The organism is Streptomyces sp. NBC_01320, from assembly GCF_035974375.1.
Lineage (GTDB): Bacteria > Actinomycetota > Actinomycetes > Streptomycetales > Streptomycetaceae > Streptomyces > Streptomyces yanii.
In genome coordinates this window covers 120973-142522 of sequence record NZ_CP108391.1, presented here as the reverse complement: position 1 = coordinate 142522, position 21550 = coordinate 120973, and the positions used below count along the sequence as shown (strand labels likewise).

At 66.7% G+C, this 21550-nt stretch carries 21 protein-coding genes and 1 pseudogene; 10 read left to right on the top strand and 12 right to left on the bottom strand.

Translation table 11 applies throughout. The annotated features are described in order from the left end of the window. The first annotated feature begins 95 nt into the window (after window positions 1–95). The 7 genes and pseudogenes from OG395_RS56135 to OG395_RS56105 all read left to right on the top strand — a co-directional run bounded on the left by OG395_RS56135 (window position 96) and on the right by OG395_RS56105 (window position 7796). Window positions 96–809 (top strand): IS630 family transposase, encoded by a 714-nt coding sequence (locus tag OG395_RS56135; protein ID WP_327249912.1) that lies wholly within the window; start codon window positions 96–98, stop codon window positions 807–809. Next, a complete protein-coding gene (locus OG395_RS56130) occupies window positions 701–985 on the top strand; it encodes a transposase (RefSeq protein WP_327249911.1) in 285 nt (94 codons plus the stop codon). Before OG395_RS56135 ends, OG395_RS56130 begins: the two co-directional genes overlap by 109 nt. Window positions 986–1641: 656 nt before the next feature. After that, the gene (locus OG395_RS56125) at window positions 1642–2469 is read left to right on the top strand and encodes a reverse transcriptase N-terminal domain-containing protein (RefSeq protein ID WP_327250151.1); all 828 of its coding nucleotides are present in this window, start codon (window positions 1642–1644) and stop codon (window positions 2467–2469) included. Window positions 2470–3053: 584 nt separating this feature from the next. Beyond that, window positions 3054–4802 (top strand): group II intron reverse transcriptase/maturase, encoded by a 1749-nt coding sequence (gene ltrA, locus OG395_RS56120; protein WP_327249910.1) that lies wholly within the window; start codon window positions 3054–3056, stop codon window positions 4800–4802. A gap of 132 nt (window positions 4803–4934) precedes the next feature. Next, window positions 4935–5966, top strand: coding sequence for a group II intron maturase-specific domain-containing protein (locus tag OG395_RS56115; RefSeq protein ID WP_327249909.1), 1032 nt, complete (start codon window positions 4935–4937; stop codon window positions 5964–5966). Between the two features lie 74 nt (window positions 5967–6040). Next, a pseudogene (locus tag OG395_RS56110) lies at window positions 6041–6253 on the top strand (IS630 family transposase); the annotation flags it as partial. A gap of 511 nt (window positions 6254–6764) precedes the next feature. After that, window positions 6765–7796, top strand: a complete 1032-nt coding sequence (locus OG395_RS56105; RefSeq protein WP_327249908.1) for a 7-epi-alpha-eudesmol synthase — start codon at window positions 6765–6767, stop codon at window positions 7794–7796. 69 nt (window positions 7797–7865) lie between these two features. Here the strand turns inward: OG395_RS56105 and OG395_RS56100 are convergent, their stop codons facing one another. The 6 genes from OG395_RS56100 to OG395_RS56075 all read right to left on the bottom strand — a co-directional run bounded on the left by OG395_RS56100 (window position 7866) and on the right by OG395_RS56075 (window position 13258). Next, a complete protein-coding gene (locus OG395_RS56100; protein ID WP_327249907.1) occupies window positions 7866–9134 on the bottom strand; it encodes a cytochrome P450 in 1269 nt (422 codons plus the stop codon). Then, on the bottom strand, window positions 9131–9733 hold the full coding sequence (locus OG395_RS56095; RefSeq protein WP_327249906.1) for a GTP-binding protein: 603 nt from the start codon (window positions 9731–9733) through the stop codon (window positions 9131–9133). The genes OG395_RS56100 and OG395_RS56095 overlap by 4 nt, the downstream gene beginning before the upstream one ends. Beyond that, window positions 9714–10085, bottom strand: a complete 372-nt coding sequence (locus OG395_RS56090) for a DUF742 domain-containing protein (RefSeq protein WP_327249905.1) — start codon at window positions 10083–10085, stop codon at window positions 9714–9716. The genes OG395_RS56095 and OG395_RS56090 overlap by 20 nt, the downstream gene beginning before the upstream one ends. Next, a complete protein-coding gene (locus tag OG395_RS56085; protein WP_327249904.1) occupies window positions 10082–10492 on the bottom strand; it encodes a roadblock/LC7 domain-containing protein in 411 nt (136 codons plus the stop codon). Before OG395_RS56085 ends, OG395_RS56090 begins: the two co-directional genes overlap by 4 nt. Window positions 10493–10496: 4 nt before the next feature. Beyond that, on the bottom strand, window positions 10497–12161 hold the full coding sequence (locus OG395_RS56080; RefSeq protein ID WP_327249903.1) for a sensor histidine kinase: 1665 nt from the start codon (window positions 12159–12161) through the stop codon (window positions 10497–10499). A gap of 605 nt (window positions 12162–12766) precedes the next feature. Then, the gene (locus OG395_RS56075; RefSeq protein ID WP_327249902.1) at window positions 12767–13258 is read right to left on the bottom strand and encodes a hypothetical protein; all 492 of its coding nucleotides are present in this window, start codon (window positions 13256–13258) and stop codon (window positions 12767–12769) included. A gap of 1193 nt (window positions 13259–14451) precedes the next feature. Between OG395_RS56075 and OG395_RS56070 the strand changes: the two genes are divergently transcribed. The 3 genes from OG395_RS56070 to OG395_RS56060 all read left to right on the top strand — a co-directional run bounded on the left by OG395_RS56070 (window position 14452) and on the right by OG395_RS56060 (window position 15961). Further along, window positions 14452–15030, top strand: coding sequence for a hypothetical protein (locus OG395_RS56070; RefSeq protein ID WP_327249901.1), 579 nt, complete (start codon window positions 14452–14454; stop codon window positions 15028–15030). Window positions 15031–15035: 5 nt separating this feature from the next. Then, window positions 15036–15452 (top strand): SgcJ/EcaC family oxidoreductase, encoded by a 417-nt coding sequence (locus OG395_RS56065; protein WP_327249900.1) that lies wholly within the window; start codon window positions 15036–15038, stop codon window positions 15450–15452. Between the two features lie 95 nt (window positions 15453–15547). Beyond that, window positions 15548–15961, top strand: a complete 414-nt coding sequence (locus OG395_RS56060) for a VOC family protein (protein ID WP_327249899.1) — start codon at window positions 15548–15550, stop codon at window positions 15959–15961. Window positions 15962–16176: 215 nt separating this feature from the next. Here the strand turns inward: OG395_RS56060 and OG395_RS56055 are convergent, their stop codons facing one another. The 6 genes from OG395_RS56055 to OG395_RS56030 all read right to left on the bottom strand — a co-directional run bounded on the left by OG395_RS56055 (window position 16177) and on the right by OG395_RS56030 (window position 21536). Continuing rightward, window positions 16177–16356, bottom strand: coding sequence for a hypothetical protein (locus OG395_RS56055; protein WP_327249898.1), 180 nt, complete (start codon window positions 16354–16356; stop codon window positions 16177–16179). A gap of 37 nt (window positions 16357–16393) precedes the next feature. Continuing rightward, entirely contained in the window at window positions 16394–19987 is a 3594-nt protein-coding gene (locus OG395_RS56050; RefSeq protein ID WP_327249897.1) for a LysM peptidoglycan-binding domain-containing protein, read from the bottom strand. An 8-nt stretch (window positions 19988–19995) separates the two neighbouring features. After that, window positions 19996–20382: a pilus assembly protein TadG-related protein gene (locus tag OG395_RS56045; RefSeq protein WP_327249896.1), complete on the bottom strand. Its 387-nt coding sequence runs from the start codon at window positions 20380–20382 to the stop codon at window positions 19996–19998. A gap of 62 nt (window positions 20383–20444) precedes the next feature. After that, window positions 20445–20903: a TadE family protein gene (locus tag OG395_RS56040; RefSeq protein WP_327249895.1), complete on the bottom strand. Its 459-nt coding sequence runs from the start codon at window positions 20901–20903 to the stop codon at window positions 20445–20447. Beyond that, on the bottom strand, window positions 20900–21313 hold the full coding sequence (locus tag OG395_RS56035; RefSeq protein WP_327249894.1) for a TadE/TadG family type IV pilus assembly protein: 414 nt from the start codon (window positions 21311–21313) through the stop codon (window positions 20900–20902). The genes OG395_RS56040 and OG395_RS56035 overlap by 4 nt, the downstream gene beginning before the upstream one ends. A gap of 34 nt (window positions 21314–21347) precedes the next feature. Continuing rightward, window positions 21348–21536, bottom strand: a complete 189-nt coding sequence (locus tag OG395_RS56030; protein WP_327249893.1) for a hypothetical protein — start codon at window positions 21534–21536, stop codon at window positions 21348–21350. Between the last annotated feature and the right edge of the window lie 14 nt (window positions 21537–21550).

Below are 21550 nucleotides of genomic sequence, written 5' to 3'. Positions count from 1 at the left end.
GGCACGGAAATCACGCAGCTTCTCCTCTAGTGTCTCGTGACCCTGTTAGCATTACTTGATCTTGTGTGTCTCGTTCTATTGGCATGGAGCTTTCTGTGGAACAGGCCGCCGAGCTACGGGAGCTGGTGAGCAGTCGGGACGTGCCTGCGGATATAGCCACGCGGGGCCGGATCGTGCTGTGGTCGGCTGAGGGGCGTCGACGCAAGGACATCGCCGAGCTGCTGGGAGTGTCGCTGCCGACGGTGGACCGCTGGAAGCGCCGTTATGCCGAGCACGGCGTGGCCGGGCTGGAAGGCGACCGGCCCGGCGGGGCCCGGGAGCAAGTGCCGGCACGGGTACGGGCTCGGGTGATTGCGCTGTCGCGTATGACGCCGCCGGACGGCACTGGTCTTTCGCACTGGTCCACACGCGAGTTGGCGAAGTACCTGAAGCGGACTGAGGACGTCATCGTGTCCTGGCACTACATCGCGCGGATCTGGCGGGAGGAGAATCTCAAGCCGCACCGTTCGGGCACCTTCAAGATCTCGAAGGACCCGGCGTTCGCGCAGAAGGTCGCCGACGTGATCGGTCTCTATCTGGACCCTCCGGGCGGCACGGTGGTGCTGTCGATCGACGAGAAGACGCAGGTGCAGGCGCTGGACCGGACTCAGCCGGTGCTGCCGTGGCATTCGCGGCCACCGAGAAGCGCACCCACGACTATGTGCGGCATGGCACGACGAACCTGTTCGCCGCCCTCGACGTCGGCACCGGGGAAGTCATCGGTGAGTGCAAGCCGAACCGGAACGGCGCGACCTTCCTGGCTTTCCTGAAGAAGGCGGTGAAGCCACACGCGGGCAAGGAGATTCACGTCGTTTTGGACAACCTGTCCACGCACACCACGCCGGAGGTGAAGGCGTGGCTGGCCAAGAACCCGCATATCCACTTCCACTTGACTCCCGTCGGCTCCTCCTGGTTGAACCAGATCGTGCGACGCGAGGTCGCTTGAGAAGAGTGGGAATCACCAAGGAGGTTCGACGATGTCGAAGGTGTAGGACCCGAGCCAGTGCGCAGGGCTCGTTCCCGCCTCAGCGTGCGTTGCGAGTAATCGCGGGGTGCGAAGCCTGAGGAAGTGCCCAAGGATTCCCGTTCCATCCGGGGGTTACAGGCTGGGAAATGCCGGACGGGTGAATGCAAATGAACCCTTGATGATGCCTCGTCATGAGCACTCCCGCCGATGGGTTGTTCCAGCGGGAGATAGGGACTGGCCGTTGTAAATCGGCAGGCGCCGACCGGAGATATCTGACCGGTCGGGAGTCCACCGCCGTCCCCGGGGTGCAGAGGGCACCCTCCCCGGCAGTATCTCTCTCATGCGGAACGTGACAACCCCGATGGAGTCCAGGCAATGCAATTCTGGCCTGGTAAGCCGACCGCAAGGAAGGCCCAACTCTCCAGCGGGCGCAGGAAGACCCAGCAAGCGAACGCCGGTGGCCGAAAGGCGGCAGGAAACCGGGAACCACGTGCCGACGCCTCCGTCGGCGGTCCCCGCATAACTGGCCGGATAGGGGCCGATGCCCCGACCTGAAAGGGTGCTGACGTGGGTCTGGTGAGCTTGTGAAGGCACGATGACCGAAGACACCGGAACCGAAGGGCAAGTTGGACGCCATGACGATTCAGACGGCCGACGCGGCTCCAGCCGTAGCGACCGACCTCGGCATGGCGAACGGACCGGAGGACGAGATCACCGACTGGCCGTCGATCGACTGGCGGAAGGTCGAGGACGACGTACGGCGTCTGCGGCAGCGCATCTTCACGGCATCGCAGGCAGGAGACCTGGCCAAGGTCAGGAATCTGCAGAAGTTGATGCTCCGCTCCCGCGCCAACACACTCGCAAGTGTGCGGCGCGTCACGGAGGTCAACGCTGGCCGCAAGACGGCGGGGATCGACGGGAAAGTCGTCCTACTGCCCCAGGGCAAGGCCGAGCTGGCCGACTGGATGCAGCACGGCGCGGCCCCGTGGAAACCAAAGCCCGTCAGGCGGGTGTATATCGCCAAGGCGAATGGAAAACAGCGTCCGCTCGGAATTCCCGTGATCGCCGACAGATGCCTTCAGGCTCTGGCACTGAATGCATTGGAGCCCGAGTGGGAGGCACGGCTGGAGCCGAAGGTCTACGGTTTCCGTCCCGGCCGTGGCTGTCATGACGCGATCGTGGCCATCCACACGACGGCGTGCGGCAAGAACGCCAAACGCCTGTGGGTGCTCGACGCCGACTTGAAAGCGGCATTCGACCGAATCGACCACGATCACCTACTCGCGTCGCTGGGTTCATTTCCCGGAAGGGGAATGATCGCCGGATGGCTGAAGGCGGGCGTGGTGGAGAAAGGTTGGTTCACCCCCACGGTGGAGGGAACTCCCCAGGGCGGGGGTGCGACGCGAGGTCGCACGTTTGTGAGTGAGTACACCTTTGGAGGTTCGACGATGTCGATGGTGTAGATCCTGATCAGTGTCCATGTGATCAGTCCCCGCCCCGACGTGCGTTGCTGGTAACGGCAGGGTGCGGAGCTCGGGGGAAAGCCAGAGGGCTCCCGTTCCATCCGGGAGTTACGGGCGAGGGGAAGACCGGACGGGTGAAGGTGACTGAACCCTTGGATGATGTCTCGTGACTGAGGATGCCTGTCGATGGGTTGTTTGAGTTGGGCAGTAGGGCTGGCCGTTGAGAAGCGGCAGGTGCCGGGCGGGCCACTCCCGTTCGCTCGGACGGACACCACCGCCCCGGGATAAAGAGGGCACCCACCCCGGTCGTATCTCACACGTGTGGAACGCGGAAACCCTGGCTGGGGTCCAAGGCGGCGTGAGCCGATTTTGGTAGGCCGACCGTGAGGGAGGCGGATATCCCCAGTGGGACAGGATGGTTCAAGAAGCGAACGCCGGCGGCCGAAAGGCAGCAGGAAACCGGGAGGAATGCCACTACTTCCAGTGGCCTCCCGCATAACTGGCCGGATACGGGATGTTGATGCCCGACCCGCAAGGGAGCTGACGTGGACCAGGTGAGTCTGTGAAGGAACTCTGATATTCGGATGCCGGAACCGGAGGGCAAGTTGGACGCTGAGGCGATTACCGCTGACGTGAACGGACCTGCGGACGCTCCTGTGGAATGGGACGCCGTGCACTGGCGTGCCGCTGAGGAGGACGTACGGCGTTTGAGGCAGCGGATCTTCACGGCAAGCAAGGCAGGGGACCTCAAACGGGTCCGTAATTTGCAGAAGTTGATGCTCCGTTCACACGCCAACACGCTGGTGAGCGTGCGGCGGGTGACGGAGGAGAACGCTGGCCGCAAGACGGCGGGCGTGGATGGGAAGGTCGTACTGACTTCCCCAGGCAAGGCGGCACTGGCGGATTGGGTACACCACCAGGTGAAGCCTTGGCATGCTCGTCCGGTCAAGCGGGTTTTCATCCCCAAGTCGAATGGAAAACGGCGCCCTCTCGGTATTCCGGTCATTTTCGATCGCGTGCTTCAAGCGCGAGCGAAGAATGCACTGGAGCCGGAGTGGGAGGCGCGGTTTGAGCCGAAGTCGTACGGCTTCCGGCCGGGCCGTGGCTGTCATGATGCCATCGAGACGATCTATCAGGTGGTGAAGGGGCGTGACCCCAAACGCCGGTGGATTCTCGATGCCGACCTGGCAGCGGCTTTCGACCGCATCGATCACGACCATCTCCTCGCAGCTCTCGGAACGTTTCCCGCGCGCGGGCTCGTCCGAGACTGGCTGAAAGCTGGCGTGATGGACAAGGGAGAATTAGCGCCGACCGATGAAGGAGTTCCACAAGGCGGCGTGATCAGCCCCGTGCTGTTGAACATCGTCTTGCACGGGATGGAGAAGGCCGCAGGGGTCAGGTATCACAACCGCAGTCGGGGAGGTCTTCAGACTGCTCCTGATTCCCCTGTGCTGGTCCGTTATGCTGACGATCTTGTGGCCCTGTGCCACAGTCGGGAGCACGCGGAACAGATCAAGTCACGGCTTGCCGAATGGCTGGCGCCGAGAGGACTGACCTTCAACGAGGGCAAGACGCGCATAGTCCGCCTCGATGAGGGTTTCGATTTTCTCGGGTTCAACGTTCGCCGGTATCACGACAAGATCGTGCTGATCAAACCCAGCCAGGAGGCCGTGGGACGGATCCGGAAGAGGCTACGCATGGAAATGCGTGCACTGCGCGGGTCAAACTCCGGCGCAGTGCTCAAGAAGCTCACCCCGATCATCCGGGGATGGGCCGCCTACTACCGGACTGAGGTGTCAAGCGAGGTCTTCTCCGCGCTTGACGACTACATGTGGAAGCTTACCTACCGGTGGGCCAGACACAGTCATCCGAACAAGTCACGGTGGTGGGTCGTTGACCGCTACTACGGCCAGTTCAACAAGTCCAGGCAGAACCGGTGGGTCTTCGGCGACCGGGATTCCGGCGCCTACCTTCCCAAGTTCGCCTGGACGAAGATCGTCCGACATGCAATGGTCGTCGGGACTGCCTCCCCCGATGACCCGGTGCTCGCCGATTACTGGGCGCAACGCCGCCGCAAGCAGCCTCCTCCGCCGCTGAGCGAACCGGTCCGACGCCTTCTGGGCATCCAAGAGGGCCGGTGCGCGGTCTGCAACGAGTTGCTGCTATACGCCGATCAGCATCCGCAAAGCCCGCAACAATGGGAACAGTGGGTGCGCGTCACCCTATTGGCGATTCGCAAACAGCACATCGCCACGATGACGCACGGCGTTAAGGACAAACTCCGTCTCATCCACGCTTCTTGTCGCCGCCGGATTCCCTTCGGTGGCGACTGAGGGCCAGTAGCTCTGTATGCCTGAATGCCTTCAGGACTTGCTTGAGCCGTATGCGCGGAAACGTGCCCGTACGGTTCTTAGGGGGCCGGGACGCAGTAATGCGTCCCGGCTACCCGACTGATCAGTCCCGCGTTGTTGAATATCGCCTTGCACGGAATGGGAAAGGCCGCTGGAGTCCGCTACCAGACTCTCGGCAGCGATGCCGCGATTTTGGCGCGCGACTCCCCGGTCCTGGTCGTCTACGCCGACGACCTCCTCGCCCTGTGCCATTCACAGGAACAGGCCGAGGAGGTCAAGGCACAGCTCGCCGCGTGGCTCGCGCCCCGGGGACTGGCCTTCAACGAGGACAAGACGCGCGTTGTCCACCTCGATGAGGGCTGCGACTTCCTGGGGTTCAACATCCGACGCTATCGCGGCAAGTTGCTGACCAAGCCAAGCAACGCGGCCCTGCGGCGGATCCGGGAACGGCTCGCCGCCGAGGTGCTGGCCCTGCGAGGGGCCAACGCCGACGCGGTGATCGCCAAGCTCAACCCGATCATCAAGGGCTGGGCTGCCTACTACCGGATCGGAGTGTCCAAGCGGGCGTTCAACTCGCTGGACGCCTACGTGTGGAGACTGGTCTACAAGTGGGCCAAGTTTTCCCACGCGAACAAGTCGAAGCGCTGGGTGACCGACCGGTACTTCGGCATGTTCAACCCGTTCAGGCAGGACAGGTGGGTGTTCGGGGACCGCACCAGCGGTTTCTACCTCTACAAGTTCGCCTGGACGCCGATCGTCCGGCACCGAATGGTGCCAGGAACGGCGTCGACCGACGATCCCGCCCTGGCAGACCTCTGGGCCAAGCGGCGCCGCCGCGGCAAACCCCCGCTGGGCAAAAGCACCCTGCACCTGCTGCAGAAGCAGGAAGGCCGATGCCCACTCTGCGGAGGGCCGCTGCTGCACGCCGACCACGAGCCGCAAACCCCCGACCAGTGGGAACAGTGGCTCAAGGTCACCCGCACCGCGATCCGCAAACACGCGATCACCGCTGATGCGGGCAACGGCAAGCCGGACAAACCCGCCGCCCCACGCCTGATCCACACCCACTGCCACCGTCGGCTGACCACCGACACCGGCAAGACGCCAGCACTTCTGACCAACCCGCGAGCCATAGAGCTTGCTTGAGCCGGTTGCCTGGAAATCGGGCACGGCCGGTTCTGAGGGGGGACCGCTGCAGCAATGCAGCGGTCCTACCCGACGAGATCTGGTTCGGCATCCTGACCCGGCAGTCGATCCGTCGCGGGACGTTCTCGAGCGTCAACGTCCTGGTCAAGCAGATCCGCGACTACATCAGCTCCTGGAACCAGACGGCGAAACCCTTCACCTGGACCGCGACCGCCGACGAGGTTCTCGCCAAGGTCCGGCTCGTCCAGACCAACGTGAAGAAAATCGTCAATAACAATGCGAAATGACGCAATCAGGATCACGAGACACTAGCGAGGCGCCGTGGAGTTGGTTGTGATAGCGGAGGCCGACCAGCCGTGGGACTGGTCATGGCCTTCACCGGTGACTGTGGTGCTTCCGTCCGGGGTTCCGTGGGATTCCGCGGAACCGTTGGTGGAGATCGACGAACTCTCGGTCCGGCTCCCTCGACCGCAGGTCTCCACGGAAGCGGGGTTACTGAATGCCGTCCGCCACTTCCGTGATCGTCGGCGAGCATCGATCCCCACCCCCCTGGACGTCAGCTTGCTGACGCGCCCAGCCTGCCCAACGGCGTGAGCTGAGCCGCGTCCTGGGCGAAGTTACACCTGCATCACGCGTCGCGGATCTCACACCATAGATCGTTTAGGCTCTGGGCAGTCTCGAACGGCGCTTGAGTCTCAACTTCCGCCTCAGAAGGTGCAGTTCGAGTCAGTGGGTGTCAGTTCAGATAGCCCTTTCGCAGGGGCGGGGGCCTGTGAATCGTCTCAAGAGAGGACGGCAATGCCGCAGGACGTCACATTCGACCTCCCCTTCAAAACCCCCGTCAGCGCGCATCTCCAGTACGCCCGAGAGCGCCACCTGCTCTGGGTGTGGGAGATGGGCCTGGTGCGCAGCCAGGCCGGGTTCGAGGAATATCAGTCCTGGGACCTCCCCCAGGCAGCGGCGCGAACCTACCCCTACGCCTCGGCCGACGACATGGTCGTCCTGATGAACTGGTTCTCCCTGGCGTTCTTGTTCGATGACCAGTTTGACTCCGGGAGTCCCGACCGCGCGGACCGCATTGCGGAGGTCGCGCGGGAGCTGATCGCCACTCCGCTGCGTCCCGCAGGGACCGCTCCTCGAGTGGTCTGCCCGATAACCGTGGCCTGGACCGAGGTTTGGGCCCATCTCTCGGATGGCATGTCCCTGACGTGGCGTACGCGATTCGCTGCCTCCTGGGGGCGGTTCCTCGTGGCACACACCGAGGAGGTGGACCTGGCGGCCCGGGGCCTGGCGGGAACGCTCGGCCTGGCGGAGTACGCGGAGTTCCGCCGCCGCACGGTGGGCATCCACCACAGCATCGACGCGGGCGAGCGCAGCCGTGGCTTCGAGGTGCCGCCGCAGGTGCAGGCGCACCATCTGATGGTCAGGATGCGGGATCTGGCCGCGGACACCATCGGGTTCATGAACGACATCCACTCCTTCGAGCGCGAGAAGCGTCGAGGGGACGGCCACAATCTGATAGCCGTGCTCCACCGGGAGCGCGGCTGCAGTTGGGAGGACGCCGCGGCGGAGGCGTACCGGATGACCACGGACTGCCTCGAGGAGTACCTCGAACTTGAGGCGCGTGTGCCTGAGATGTGCGATGAGCTTGGTCTCGGCGCCGACCAGCGGGTCCCGGTGTGGATGGGTGTGGAGGCCATCCAGCACTGGATCAACGGCAACTACGAGTGGGCGTTGACCTCGGGCCGGTATGCCGCGTCGAAGGAGGGCCCGGCTGCCACCGCCGAGTTGGCGGGCAAGGGTTCGCTAGACGATCTGCTCGCCGTGTGACGTACGGCTCTGCCCGGCCGGAACACCCGGCCGGGCAGAGACGGATCAGAGACCAGTGGTCTGTGCTGGTCAGAGCGCGGCGGTTTGTGCCGCGAACTCGATCGGGAGACTGTCGAGGCGCGCCTCCCAGGTGGAGGCGGTCGAGGTGAGTTCGTCGGCCGGCACGGCGAGGCGCAGTCCTGGCAGCCGGTGGACCAGGACGTCGACGGCCGTCTCGATGATGGCCTGGCCGATGTTCTGGCCCGGACACTCGTGCGCGCCGCCGCTGAACGCGAGGTGCGACTGGTTGCCCTGGATGGAGACCCCGGTGTCGGGACGGATCTCCGGGTCGAGGTTGCCGGCGGTGAGCCCGAGCACTAGCAGGTCGCCCTCCTTGATGTGGTGACCAGCGAGTTCGAGGTCAGCGGTGGCGAAGCGCCCGGGGAGGACGGCGAGCGGCGGAGTGTTCCACATCACCTCTTCGACGACCGTGGTGATGTTGAGCTGTCCGCTCACGAGCCCCGCGAGGCGGGAGGTGTCGGTGAGGATCAGTTGCAGCACCCGGGCCAGCAGGTTGCTGGTGGTGGTGTGCGCGGTGATCAGCACCAGGCGTAGATGGCTGAGGATCTCGTCGTCGTCGAGGTCGGCGTGGTGTCTGAGCAGCCCGGTGGTGAAGTCGGGGCCGGGCTCGACGCGCTTGCGCTCGGCGAGTTCCCCGAGAATGTGCATGATGCGGTCGTTGTGGGCGAGGGCTCCCTCACCGCCCTTGATGACCTGGGCGCAGGAGACGGCGAGGTTGTGTCCCTCGGCGGCCGGGAGCCCGAACAGTCTGGTCAGTACAAGCATCGGCAGGTATTCGGCGTAGTCGCCCACCAGGTCGGCGCTGCCGTCGTCGGCAAAGGCGTCGATCTGCTTGTTCGCGAAGTGCGTGACATGGCGGCGGATGCCGCGAGCGGCGAGAGTCTGCAGATTGTCGGTGACCGCTCCGCGCAGCCTGCGGTGCGGCTCGCCGTCCTGGGATACGCAGTCGGGGCGCCAGCCCAGCATCGGGATCAGCGGCGAGGTGGCCTCGACGCGTCCTTCCTTCCAGTCCCGCCAAATGCGCGAATCCCGGCTGAACTGGCGGGGGTTGTCGAGTACCCGCCGGTTTTCGCGGTAGCCGAGGACCACCCAGGCCGGGACGTCGCCCTCAAGGAGTACCGGCGCCACGGCTCCGTGCTCCTTGCGCAGCCGTTCGTAGATGCTGTGTGGGTCGAGTGCCGCGTCGCCCGGCCGGTACAGTCGGGTGAGGTCGTCGGCGCCGTGCGCGACGGGGCAGCCGCGGGGGGCGGCGGGGCCGTTTCTGGGTTGGTCGTTCATCGGGGCTCCAGAGCGGCGGCAGAGCGTTCCTTGAGGTGATGTATCAGCGTGATGAGGACGTCGCGACTGGATGCTCGGTTTCGGGCGTCGCAGGCCACGACCGGCGTGTGCGGGGAGATGTCCAGGGCGTCGCGGATTTCCTCGATGGGGTGTTCCTTGGAATCCGGGAAGACGTTCAGAGCGATGACGAAGGGGACGTTCTGCCGCTCCATCTCTTCTATGGCCCGGAAGCTGGAGGCGAGGCGGCGGGTGTCCACCAGGACTACCGCTCCGAGGGCGCCCTTGAACAGGCCGTTCCACAGGAACCAGAACCGCTCCTGGCCCGGCGTCCCGAAGAGGTAGAGAACCAGTTCGTTATTGATGCCGATCTTGCCGAAGTCCAGGCTGACGGTGGTCTCCGTCTTGTCCGCCACGCCGATCAGGTTGTCGACGTCGGCACTGGCTTGGGTCAGCGTCTCCTCGGTGGTGAGCGGCTTGATGTCGCTGACCGAGCGCACCATGGTGGTTTTTCCGGTGCCGAAACCGCCGGCGATCATGACCTTCACCGAGCGGGTGCCGCTGACCGGCCGGTCGGGACGGTCAAAGCCTTTGAAGTCCACTGAGTACCTCCTCAAGGAGCGCGAGGTCGGGCCCGCGGCCGGCGCCTGACGCCGGGATGGGATTGCGGGCTTCGACGCGGCCTGCGTCCAGCAGATCGGCCAGGAGCACCGCGAGAATGTTGAAGGGCAATCCGAGGTGGGCGCCGAGTTCGGCCACCGAGAGTGGATCGCGGCAGCGACGGAGTATCTCCTCGTGCTCGTGCTGCATGCCCGGGACGGCTGCGGCCCGGGTGACGATGAGGGTCGCTACGTCAAGACTCGACGCAGAACCGTCCGGTCCGCTGCGGCCACCGGTGAGGACGTAGTAGCGCTCGAGACCGGACGGGTCCGTGGGCCAGCGGGGAGCACTCATCCAGAGTGCTCGTCCAGGCGCGGAGTGGTGCCGAGGAGCTCACCCATCCTGCGGGCCAGATCCCTCATTTGGTGACCGAGAAGACCCTGGTCGAGGCCTTCTTTGGCAAGCACTCCGAGGTATGTCTCCACGCCGGCCCGCACCACGAATAGGTGGCCGCCGTCAACCTCGATCATCGCGAGCCGCAGCTGCCCGGCGTACTGCGGGAATTGCTTGGCCACTGGCTGGGCCAGCGCCTGCAGGCCCGCGACCACGGCGGCGAACCGGTCCACGTCGTCGGGGTCCTCGGCGCCATAGGAGGTGATGGCCTTGCCGTCGCTCGATGCCACGAGGGCGAAGCGGATCTCCTTGATGCTCTCCGTGAGGTCGCGGAGCGCCCAGCTCACATCGGTTCCCTGTTGCGTCATGGGACTAGTCGCTCTCTTCAGTGCGGTGCTCGTTGAACGCGCGTATGGCAGTCGTCTCGCCGTCTGTGGCCGGGTCGCGGTCCGTGGTGGTCTCGCGCGGTGGGTCGCTTTCCCGTCCGGCCGTGGCAAAGGCGGCGAGGCCGGTGAAGGACGCGTCGGGCGGCACCGGGGCCACACTCTCCTTGCTGCGGTCAGCGGGACTGGGCTGCGGTCCCGCGATGTCGTTCCGTATGCTGCGGCGCCTGGGCAGTCCGCCGGGAGTGGTGTCCACTGCTTCGGTGGTCTCCACGGGTGCGGTCCGGACGGGCTTGGGGGCCGACGCGGCCACGGCGCCCGGGGCCGGCTCGGTGACGACGGCGGGCAACTGGCTGAAGAACTTGTGCGGTACGACCACAACCACCGAGGTGCCAAGCCAGGGCGAATCCGCGAAGGTGACCCGGATGCCGTAGCGGCGTGCCAGGGCGCCCACCACGCGCAGGCCCAGGTTGGCGTCCTCTGATATGCCGCCGAGGCCCGGGCCCTTGGAGGTGCCCGCGAGGGACTGCTCCGCCTCGCGCTTCTTCTCCTCGCTCAGGCCCTTGCCCGCATCCTGAATCTCAATGCCGACGCCGTTGGGGACCTCCTTGCCGGAGACGACCACGGTCTCGGTGGGCGGTGAGTATCGCGCCGCGTTGTCCAGGAGGTGGGCGAACATGAGTGTGAGGTGGTCCACCAAACCGCCGTCGACGCCGAGTTCGGGCAGGTGACGGACCTGGACGCGATCGAAGTCCTTGATGCGGCCGATGCCACCACGGACGACGCTGAGAAGTCGCTGAGGCTCTTGCCACTGGCGTCCGGGCCGGTCGGAACCGCCGAGCACGCCGATGCTGGCCGCGAGACAGTCGGCAGGGCCGATCTCCTGGTCCAGCTCCATGAGGCCCTGGGCCACCGTGGGCAGCCGCCCGTGCTCGCCCTGCATCTCGTGCAGCCGGCCGCGCAGCTTGCTGGTCAGTACGTGGATCCGGCTGCCGATACTGATCACGGCCTGCTCGGCCGAAGTGGAGCGATCGAACTCCTCCTCCACGCCGATCAGCGCGGTCCGCAGGACCTTGCGCAGCTCGGCGCGTAGCTCCGGGCTGGCATCCGTCTCCTGGCCGACCTCCAGCAGGATGTCGTCGATGGCCTCGCCGTCCCGCAGCTGCTTGAGTGCGTCGGGGAGATACGTGTCCCCGAGCCTGCCGACGACGGCCAGCTGGAGGGTGAGCTGCTCCTTCCAGACCCGGGTCTGCGCAGCGATGCCGGTCTCGTGGGCCTGTGACTGCTCGGCGATCCGAGCCTCGAAGCTCTTGGCCTGTTCGTTCAGTTTCGCGTTCAGGCCGGAGCGCTCGGCCGCGAAATTCCTCTCCTGGCCCGCCACATGCTGCTCCCACTGCCGGGAGTGCTCGGCCTGCGAGGTGCAGAAGTCGGCGCTGGTACGGCGCAGTTGGGACTGGGCGCGGACGAGGAGCCGCACACAGACGGCGCTGGCCGCGGTGGCTGCGGCGCCGGCGAACGTCGCGGGTATCTGGACCTGGTCGGGGCCCGCGACCGCGGCGGCGACGGTTCCGGCTCCTAAGGCGAGCGGCATCAGCCACCAGCTGTGCTGGGCGACCGGTGCCCGCGCCGCCGGGGGCGGAGTGGCAAGTTCCATCTGCATCCTTCGAAGCAAACGATCGAACAGGGGGTGTGTGCAGGCGCCGTACGCGTCGAGCACGCAGCGCGAGACGACCGAGTGTGTTCGCGTCAACTCGACACGTCGCAGGGAAGCTTATCGGGTTTGAGATCAAGAGGATCAACTCCCTCCGTATGCCCGTTCGTATCGAGTCACACTCCGAGTGGATCAACGGAGTGTGCCTACCGGCCTTACTGGGAAGCGCAGTCCGTTCGTGCCAAGTTCCAGCCAAGTTCCAAGCAATGACCGGGCGATCGCCCCTCAACGAACACCGGCCGCACTCCAGACGGTTTAGCCTCGCCCTCTTGGTGATCTGTGGCAGTCAATTCGCTGTGAATGCGACAGGTGCAGTCGCCCATCCGGAGTGAAAGGTGCCAGGACGGCGGTGCAGTTGGTTCCGCGGGCAAGCGAATGTGAGATGCGGCAGCCGGTCCAGGACGCGTTCGACGTCGGCCTCGCAGATGGCGCGGGCCAGATCGGGAGCGGGGCAGCCGTGGACGACGGCGGAGGAGAGGAGCACTGCCAGATCGGATGGCTCGAGGGGTGAACTTCGCTGTGCAGGCAGAGCTCCGCCTGCACAGCTTCTACTCTCCGGGCATGACGTCACGCATTGAGGTTCCCCCGGCGTGCGGGCCGGCGCCGCACGCCGCTGCGCCACCCATCAGCCCCATACCGAAGCCCACCGGCGCGCCCACCGCACCGTTGACAGCGGCCACACCCAGCTCATGACCGTCGAGAGACTTCCTGTGGCCCTCGCCGAGTTGGATCTGGGCGAGCAGCGCCATGCCGACCATCGCGACAACGGATTCGGCCAGGCGCGTCAGCATGTGTGCGACTGCCTGCCGTACGAAGACCAGACACAGCACCCTCGTGGCCACGATGTCCTCCGCAGCCTTCGCCGCTCCGCCGAACATCCACAGCGCCGAGTCGATGATGAGCTGCAGAAACAGCACCACCAGGGCACCGATGATCTCGATGCACAGCAATTCGATCTGGAGGGCCTCCTCCTCCAGCGCCTCCGCTGTGGACTCGGCGGCCGCAACGAGGACCGGCAGCACCGCGTCGGCCTCTCCCACACCTCAGCCACCGACGAGCTGGGCCAGGAACGTATCGACCGCATCCTTCCCGGCGCCGGACAGTGCGTTTGCCGCCAGTGATCTGGCGGTCTGGACCCGCTCGACGATGGGTTCGAGCGAGTGCGCCGTATCACGCCAGGCCGCCGCTTCAGCCCGTAGCGCCGTCTCGTCACGGCTCTACGTGACTCCTCCCCGCCCTGAAGGGGCGGGAGGAGTCACCACCGCCCGCATAGGTGCCGCCGTCGTCGCTTCTGCCCTGCTCTCCGCCGGCTGTAGCGGAGCCGACGGCAGCTCCTTCGGTGCCCTCGGCTGTCGGCCGCGCGGACGACCGTCACCAGCGCCGTAGCACCTGAGCAACCCATTACCCACAATGAACCAGAGGTTTCCAAAATATCCACACTCGCACCGTCGCATTTTTCTACGGCTGAAAACTCGCATGAACTTCCGTCGATGCCATGCGTCGATAGAGGTGACCGACCACCTCACGGTCGGGTCTCCTCCGACACGGAAGACACTGAATACCGTGCGCACTCGCACCAAATCCACGCTCGGCGTCACCGCCGCGGGCATTCTCGCAGCGGTGCTGATGTCGGCACCCGCAGCTCACGCCAGCATCACCAATTTTCGGTCCTGCAACCACACGGGCTACCGGGAAGTCGTCAAGTTCCCCTACCGAGGTTGGGTTTCCTCGACCGTCATCCAGCCCGGCACGTGCGTCGACCTCACTGTCTGGGCTGACCCACGACGAAGCCGTCGGCTACAGAAGCGTCAAGGGAAACTGGCTGGCCATCGCCACCAGGTATTTCAACGACTACGGAGGTTTCACGGAATTCGACTTCTGACCACATCGGCAGCGACGGCATTGCGAAGTGCGCTCATTGAATGCTCTATCCAAGTGGCCGCCATATCATGGCTCTTCATTTAGCGGAAAAACCAGTTCGCGGCAGACAAGAGTGATCAAGGATATCGGGTGCGGCCATCAGTTCGCTGCCTCCCGAAAGCATCTGGGTCATTCAATCGCAATACCGTCGCACCCCAACCCGGGCGCGGGTCCGGCCACAAGTCTCACTGCGAGTCAGACCCGCGCCCGTCCGCGAGCAGCGTTCCGTTCACGGTTGTCACCGTCGCCCCCACGGGAATACTTTGTCATGTATACGTCCAGAGCGTTATCGTGTGATCTCCCTACCGTTCTGATGGAGAACAAGGCGCTCGACGAGTTCCTTGCCGCGGCTGTCAGCAAATACCAGCTCATCACTCCGGACGAACCGATTCCGTGCTTCGCCCTGCTGCTCGGATCGGTCGACGGCACGACGTTCACCGTCGAGCGTGTCGCCTTCGCCTGCAACGCCCGTAACGCCGACCCGGCCGCGCGCCGCGAGTTCGCCGAGTCGATCGTGCCCAGGTTCGGACCCGCGTACGAAAACGAGACGCGGGGCTGGTGGATCGACTCCCGGGACCTGCTGAGGGTCGCGAGAGAGGCGGAGGCCGACGGCCTGGAGATCCTGGGGTCCATTCACATGCACCCCGACTGGCACCGTATAGGGCCGCCGGCCGAGCGAGGGTTCACCCTCAGCGAGCACCCCACCCCGATGGACCAGCACGTCTTCGTCAACACCGCCTGGCCCGTCAACCTCATCTGCTATCTGGAGCGCCGCGGCGACGTCATCTTTCACGCCCTCGCCGCCTGGGCGCCACCTGCGGTGGGCGGCCCCGGGGCCCGATGCTCCGAACTCCCGCTGCGGGTTCGGACCAACGTCGTGGCGGGGGTGTGAGGCCGGTGACCGCCACCGACGACGAGCGGATCTGTAGCCTCTGGGACGCCATGGCTCAGGGCTGGGCGGCGGGTGACGCCCACGCCTTCGCGGCCGTATTCGCCGAGGACTGCGACTTCACCACGGTACGCGGGGAAAAGCCGCCCGGTCGTGCCGGGATCGCCGCTGGCCACGACCAGCTCTTCCGCGCCGCCTTCCGTGCCACGCTGCTCGACGCGCGCGTCCGGTCCATCCGCCACCTGCGTCCGGACCTGGCCACAGTCAATGCCGAATCAGCCGTCGTCGCGGCCGACGGCACCATCCTTGCCAGTACGCACGCCCTCGCCGTGGTGGAACGGGCCGCGTCCGACGGCGCCTGGCTGATAACCGCATTCCACAACATGATCCCCGCCCCGCGGCCAGCCACCCCGCTGGCTTCCTGATCACCCCTTCCCGGCGACCTTTCCCGACCGCCGTCCCCCCGGTCGCCGTTCCTCACCACACCCGCTCTCACCCCATCGCACCGAAGGAGATCTTCATGTCCGACGCGTCCACCCCGGCCAAGCCCAAGCTGCGGCACCTGGCCATCGTCGCCCGGGACCCCGAGAAGCTGGCCGAGTTCTACAGCGGCATCTTCGACATGCAGCTGTTCCACCGGGACCCTGACGGCAGCTGTTTCCTCTCGGACGGCTACTTCAGCCTCGCCCTGATCAAGCACCAGCTCGACGGCGAAACCCCAGTGGGCATGAACCACTTCGGCTTCCACGTTACTGACACGGCCGAGATATCGGCCGCCCTGGTGGCCACCGGAGCCGAGAAGCCCGCCGAGCGCTTCACCAACCGCCCCTTCGCCGAATACCGCGCCATGGACCCTGAGGGCAACTGGTTCGACTTGTCTGCCCACGGCTTCGGCGGTCCCCGCCCGGCTGCGGGCGACGAGCAGGCGGTGTAGAACAGCACCCACACGGGGCGGTGCCGCACCTGCCGCCCCGCGGCGCCCGCACCTCGATGACGCTGGCCGTCGTGGTGACCTTCCGCGGCTGGTAGTAGCCGTTGCGCACGACCAGGCGGCGGCCGTCGCGGTCCCGTTCACCTGCCAGCTCGGCTATGAAGTTTCCCCGTGATTGGGACACTCAATGTCTACGCCGCGAGGATGTGCTGATGCCGCTAAAGCTGGTCGGCTGGGGTGAGGTAGCCGAAGACCTTGTGCTTGCGCAGGCGGCGACGGTTGTAGAAGGACTCGATGAAGTTGAAGACCTCGGCGCGGGCGGTGGCCCGGTCGGGCCTGAGGCGGGTGCCGATCTCTTCTTTGAGTAGCGCGTTCGCCCATTCCCATGCTGATGGCACGCGGGCGGAGCAGCCGCTTCCGTAGTCTCGGCGCCCCTCACGTGGCCCGGGTGACGCTGCAAGGGAGCAGGTTACGCAGGAGTTCGACGGTCTGCGCTTCCATGTCGACGCCGCCTCCCAGCTGCTCGTTGATGCGTGCGAGCCGGGCGGCGGCTTCGCGCAGGGCGTCGATGTCGCCGGCAGCGTGGTGGGCGAGGAAGATTTGCCGGTGCAGCATCTCACTCTCTTCGGCGGCAAGCAGGCCCTGTCGGGCCGCCCACAGTGCGCCGGTGCTGTCGCCGGCGTCGCAGCGGCGGCTGGATAGTTCGTGTGCGACGTCCACGATCGCCGAGACCATCTCCTGGATCGCCGGTTCGGCCCACGCGTAGCGCTGGGGGTCGGTGCCGGTAAAGGGGCGGCCGCGGACGAACGCGAGCGCGCGGCGCAGGGCGAGATCGCCGTCTTCATCGTGGCGGGCCAGGCCGGTGCGAGCGAGACGCTGGAATCGGGTCCAGTCGCAGGTGACGGCTGGCCCGAGGCGGTACCGGCTGTCACCGGTGTCCTGCACACGCGGGAAGTAGGCTTTGGCATCGGCGTCCTTACCAAGCCACGAGCGGGCACGGCTGATGACGGCGTTGCGCATGGTCTTGTTGACGATCTGCCCGGGCCAGAGGGCGTCGTCGATGGCGTGATGGTCAACACCAGCGTTGAGCGCGAGGTAGGTGACCAGTTCGGTGGCGGTGCGTACGCGGTTGGAGTCGATGCGCCCGGTGGCGCCTTCAATGCTGATGGGGCCGAGGACGAGCACGGCCGGGCCGTCTGCGGCGGTCTGTTCGCTGACCGGGGGTGGGGGCGGCTCGGGCTCCGCGGATGGCGCGGGGATCGTGTCGTCGACGGCCGGCGGAGCGGGAGCTGCGCAGGGCGTGGCCAGTGCGAGCGCGCCGTCGGCGCTGCCGCGTGCTGGCGAAGGCGCGGTCGGGATGTGTGGGTCGGGGTCGGCGTCGGGGTCGGCGTCTTCAGCGGCGAGCACGTCGGCGAGCGAGGGCCCAGCAGTGGGCGCTACTTCCTCAGTCTGGCTGTTCCCGTCCGCGTACGTGTTGATCAGATCCACCGACGAAGCCGGAGCCGGTGCTTCGTTCTTGCCCTGCGGATCTACGGTTGCTGCGGATTCACCGGCGCCAGTTTCATCGCCTTCGTCCAGGGCTTCCTGCTCGAGTTCGGCGTACTCCGCGGGCAGGCCGTCCTCGCCGGGTTCCTCGCGGGGAGCGCCTGCGTCTTCGTCGGCGTTGTCGTCGTCCGGGTCTGTGCGGGGCCAGTCGGGGGCGGGGACGTCGCTGTCGCTCGCGGCGAGAGTGAGCAGCTCGATGGCGTCGGCGAAGTGGGGGTCGCTCAGGCCCTGCAGTTTGATGGGCAGGTTGGAGCCGGGCAGCATGATCGTGCCGTCGGGGCTCTGGCACTCCAGCGTCCATGCCTCGGCCGGTGTTTCGGTGTTGGTGCGGCACGTGATGACGGCGCCGGCGGATCGGGGCTTCTCGGTAAGCGTGTCGAAGAGCGCCCTGACATGGTCGTCGTCGGGCAGCTCCTGGGCCAGGAGGATGTGCGGGGTCCAGGCGCCGCCGGCGTCGTCGCTGAGCCGCGCGGCCCGCAGACTGCTCGCTCCGACGGCGGCCAGGGCGCGGCGCTGGTCGGCCGTGTGGCTGGCGATGTCGGTGGTGGCTGCGGCGATGTCCGCAATACGGGCAACTCGTTCGGGCGCGGCGTCGTCCAGGCCAGGTGTTGTATCGCCGAGGGCGGTAACTTCCAGGTGGCCCGGCAACGGGGTGCTGGCGAGCTCCACGGCGATGGCCTGCAGGACGTGGCGAGCGAAGTCGGCGTCGCCGGCCAGGTGAAGGATGCCTACGTGCTCGAGGTCGACCAGGACGAGTCGGCCCGCCGCGTCCCAGCCGATCGAGACCAGGGCAGGGTAGGGGGCGTCCGCGTCCTTCAGCGCCTCTTCGTCGGCCAGGTCCGGACTGCTCGCGGCGCAGGTCCACAGATCCCTACGACCGGCCGCGGCGGTGAATGGCTTCATCGGCGCGGTGTCCTCGGCCAGGTGCAGCTCAACCTTCGACTCGTGCAGGACAACCGCCTCAATGACCGGCAGCTCCCGCTCAGTGGAGGCGAGGTTCAGGGCGAGGGAGCGCAGTGCGGTGCCAAGCAGGTCGAAGCCTGTGGGGTGTTGTGCGGTGCGCAGGCCCTGCTCGGTCGCAGCGGCGCGGCCCCGGGGCATGGGGATGCGCCGGCCCGGTCGGCGGTGGCGCTGCTGCAGGATCCGGCGGGTAGCCAGTGTGCCGACCAGCGCAGCCGCGAGCGCGCCGGCCCCCATCCACAGGGCGGCCGGTGCGAGTGCCAGCTCGCTGGCGTCCTGCTGGTGCGCGGCAGGCGCCCGCTCGCGGCCGGAGTCGCTCGGCGTCGGCGTGGGGGCGGGGGTGCTGTTGCCGTCGGCGGACGGCTCGGCCGTACGCGATGGCGTCGGCGTCGCGGCCAGCGGCACCTGCTGCTCGTCATGGTCCTTGTCCGGCGCCTGGTCAGGGGTCTGGTCTGTGGTGTCAGGTGCTTTCTTGTCGTCGCTCTCCTGGTCGGAGGGGGCGGGGTTGTCCGGCGCCTCGCCGACTTGAGGCAGGTTCAGTTCCTGGCCCAGGTAGATGAGGTTCGGGTTGTCGAAGCGGCCGCCGTCCGGTGTTTCTTCACCCTTGTTGGCCTCGTAGATGTCCGGCCACTGGGTGGGGTCGCCGTAGGTGTCGGCGATGGACCAGAGACTGTCGCCCTCCTTGACCGTGATGCTCTTGGGCCGGGCCTCGTCGGCCTCACTGGTTGCGGAGTCGGCGGCCTGGTCGGCCTTTTCCTGGACGTCGGTCTGGTTCTGCTCAGGGGCCTGGGTGGTGGCGGCCGGGTCAGCGTCTGCGACCGAGGTCTTGGCGGCTTGCGGGGTGGGGCTGGTGGCGGGGGCAACGGGTCGGGCATCGGCGGGCAGCTTGATGACCGCGCCCTTGGGCAGGTACTGGTCGCCGGCGGCGAGTTGGGGGATCTCAGGGTTGAGGGCGGCGATGTCTTTCCACCTCTTCCCGTCACCGAGGTATTCCTCGGCCAGGTCCCACGGCAACTCCGAGGCGGATGAGACGGTGTGGCGCGGCCAGTCGGTCTCCTCGGCGGCCGCAAAGGCCTGCCCGCTCGGCGTCGCACTGGTGCTCGCCTCGCCCACTGTGTGTACGGCGGTCGCCGCGACCGCGGGTGTCACGGTGGCTGCCGACGCCGCGGTGGGGGCGAGCAGCACGATCGCGCCGATGAGGAAGCTGGCGAGGGACTGTAGACCGCCCAGTCCCTTGATGCGGGGTGCGGAGCGGCGGCGCAGCACGGCCACGATCTCGACCAGGACAGAGAAGGTGAACGCGGCCCAGGCCGCCCAGCCGATGCAGGTGAGGACGACCAGGAACAGGGATCCGTCGTCCTGTTGCATCAGGTTGAAGCTGTCGGAGAGTTCGGTCGGCTGGTGGCCCACCTTGAGGAGCAGGTAGGGGACGCCGCCGACCAGGGCCACGAGGAGGGCCAGGCCGAGCAGGGCCCGCAGCCGGGTTCCGATGGCGCGCAGCGGCGCGGGGGTGCGGTGGGCCATGGTGTGGCTCAGCCTCCAGCTTGGGTCTGCAGATGTGCTTGTGCGGTGCCGGTCACGTTGATCGTTGACATGCCGACGAAGGTGGCGAAGCGCGTGGTGTAGGTGTCGCGCACGGTGACGGTGAGGGTCTGTCCGCCGTTGGTGATCTGCACGTCTCCTTGGACGTTCACGGCTGCGAGGTAGTCCTGGGCGGCGCCGACAGCGGCGTCCGGGTCGATGGTGATGGCGGTGCCTTCGATGGCCTGCGCGGGGTCGAGTTGCTGGCCCGCGGTACGGGCTGCTTCCTGGGCGAGCGAGGTGGCCCGGTTGCCGGCGTTGAGAGCTCCTCCCCCGTCGACGAGCAGTCCCATCACCATGAGGATGGCGAGGGCGGACAAGGCGAAGAAGATGGACATCGAGCCCCGGTCGCGCTCTTGGTCTGGGGTGCGTCGACAGACAAGGCGTCGGAGTTGCCGGATCACTGGCGCCCCCGGTAGGTGTCGATGGGGCTGATCCACGAAGCCCGGAGCGTCTTACTGCCGGGCAGGCCGGGCAATCCGATGTCGGACAGGTCCGCTGTGCAGGCGATCGTCGCCGTCACGTTGGCGTCCGCTCCGATATCGAGGGAATAGCCCGCGGTGTCGACGACGACGCTGGACGTCTGGCAGGTGATGCCCTCGCCTTCGAGGCTGCGGTCGGCCGCGGCCTGCGCCTTGGTCTGGGCGCTGCCAGCGTCGCGTTCCAGGGAGGCGGCGCGGGCAGCGGCGCGGGCGGCGGAGTCCACGGCGCCGTCGGCGTCGATGACTCGGCCGAACGCGATCATCAGGAGGAGCAGGGCGATCATCGCGGGTGCGAGGACGGCGGTCTCCACGGCGTAGCTGCCCCGGTCGCGGCGCAGGGCGCGCGCCGCTCGCTGCCGGTGTGTGCGGGCGGTCATGGGTTCGTCCAGCGTTCGATGGGGGCGTCGGCGTGCTGGGTGATGTGCAGTTCCAGTCCAGGGACGAGGGTTGCGACGCTACCGCGTACGGTGATCCGGATCTCCTGGGCGGTACTGCCTGCTGAGGACACGCTTGCGCCGCGGACGCTGTCGCCGAAGCGGTCGAGGAAGGCCTGGGCCTGGGCGACATCGTCACCCTCGCGGGAGCCGAAGGCCCGGCCTGCCTCGGCTCCTTGGCGTGCGGCGGACTGGGCGACCTTGCGGGCGTGGAAGTACAGGCCGACCTGAATGCAGGTGAAGACCAGGCCGAGCACCACCAAGGCCAGGACCGCGAACTCGACGCTGGCGAAGCCACGGTCCTCGCGCCGCCAGGCGAATGCTCGCCGACGGTTGCGCACCTGGGTTCTCACACCACTGCCCTCCCCTCGCCGTTCTGGTCTTGTTTCAGCCGCCGCTGATGATGCCGACCTTCTCGGCGACCTTCGTCTTGATGGCCAGGGCGACGCCGGCGGCCACGACGATGACGACGGCGGTGATCACGGCGACCTCGGTGGTGCCCTGGCCTTCTTCTCTGGCCGTCTTCAGGCGTCCCCAGTGGGCCTTGAGCAGCAGGGTGAGTGCTTCGATGTTCATCGGTCTTCTCCTTC